Here is a 1,265-nt window from a genome sequence, read left to right as displayed (position 1 = left end):
TTCATCGGTACCATACTCACAAAAGCACCAATAGCACTGACATCAGTCACTTCATGGGCCACCAGAATACTGCCAATCAGGGCAATGATATAAGCACCCCAGCTGGAGACAGGGGTAATTACGCACACAGGTGCAGCCGTTGAGTCGATCAGGTAAGCCAGCTTTGCCCTGGAGACACCATGACGGTCTGTCATAGGGCGACCGATATTACCAACAGCCAGTGCGTTAAAGTAATCGTCAATGAAGATAATGATACCCAGCAAAACAGTAACCAGTTGTGATCCCTGACGGGTTTTCACTCTCTGGCGGGCCCATTCACCAAAGGCCCTGGCGCCACCGGAAACATCAATCAGGGTAGTAATGATGCCGAGCATCACCAGAAAGAGCAGAATAAAGACAGTGCCCGTATTGATACCATTATCCCAAAAAATTTCGGTAAAACTGTTCAGGAGATAAGTAAACGTATTGCTGACACTGAAGTCAGTCAGTAGCAGAGCGCCTGCAAGGATACCTGCGCCAAGGGAAAAGAGTACATGACGGGTCAGGATCGCCAGAATAATAGCCACTGCCGGAGCGACCAGTGAAAGGGGTGATGTGCTGTAACCAAGTAATTCCATAAAGACTGATCTTGTGAGTGAAAACGCTCGATGAGCAGAAGTTCCATGACTGCTGACATTAAGCTTAATTCACGATATAGGATCAGGAGGGCAATGGATTGAAGCAGAATACGACCGGATAGGCCCCGTATTTGCCTGTTGCCGAGCAACCTGCCTTTTGGGCAGAGTCTTTCAGAAACGATTGTCCAGTAGCGCTCCACAGTAAAAACCGTGACAGTGATACACCTCTTCGATGCACCACCAGCAGATGAGTTTGACGACGACTCTGCTTCGGCACCTTTTCCTTTCATCCGGCTCTCGGCCCTGGCCAACTCAGGACACTCGGTGTCAACCTGCTACGGATTACTGATAAACGGTGCGCCTCTACTTTTAACCTTGATCCGGAGATTCAATGGATCAATGGCTGATTGTTGTGGGAACTTCCTCTGACATTCACAGGAAAGTGCCCTTTCACTCATAAGCGGACTCATCCGTTATGGTGTTTATTAAGAGGATCACAGGCAGAGGCGCAGCGACAATATCCTGTCACGTTACCCCTGCTGATGGCCGGTAATTATGCACATCGCTGCTTGATTAACAACCGTGAAATTCAGCTAAAGAAACTTTGCTTTCTAAAAAAACAGATTTTTCAGGCAGTTAGCCTTTACA

1 protein-coding gene and 1 riboswitch are annotated in these 1,265 nt (G+C 48.1%); the gene reads right to left on the bottom strand.

What is annotated here, in order from left to right:
* Positions 1 to 617 (bottom strand): Na+/H+ antiporter NhaC family protein (locus tag KDK19_RS03210; RefSeq protein ID WP_306801301.1); only part of this gene is annotated, 617 nt, incomplete at its 3' end.
* 181 nt (positions 618 to 798) lie between these two features.
* A riboswitch (Lysine riboswitch) is annotated at positions 799 to 991 on the bottom strand.
* Positions 992 to 1,265 lie beyond the last annotated feature (274 nt).

This window comes from Endozoicomonas sp. ONNA1, from assembly GCF_024606325.1.
Classification (GTDB): Bacteria; Pseudomonadota; Gammaproteobacteria; order Pseudomonadales; family Endozoicomonadaceae; genus Endozoicomonas_A.
Note: the sequence above shows the minus strand (reverse complement) of the source record. Positions and strands in the feature narration are given on the sequence as shown.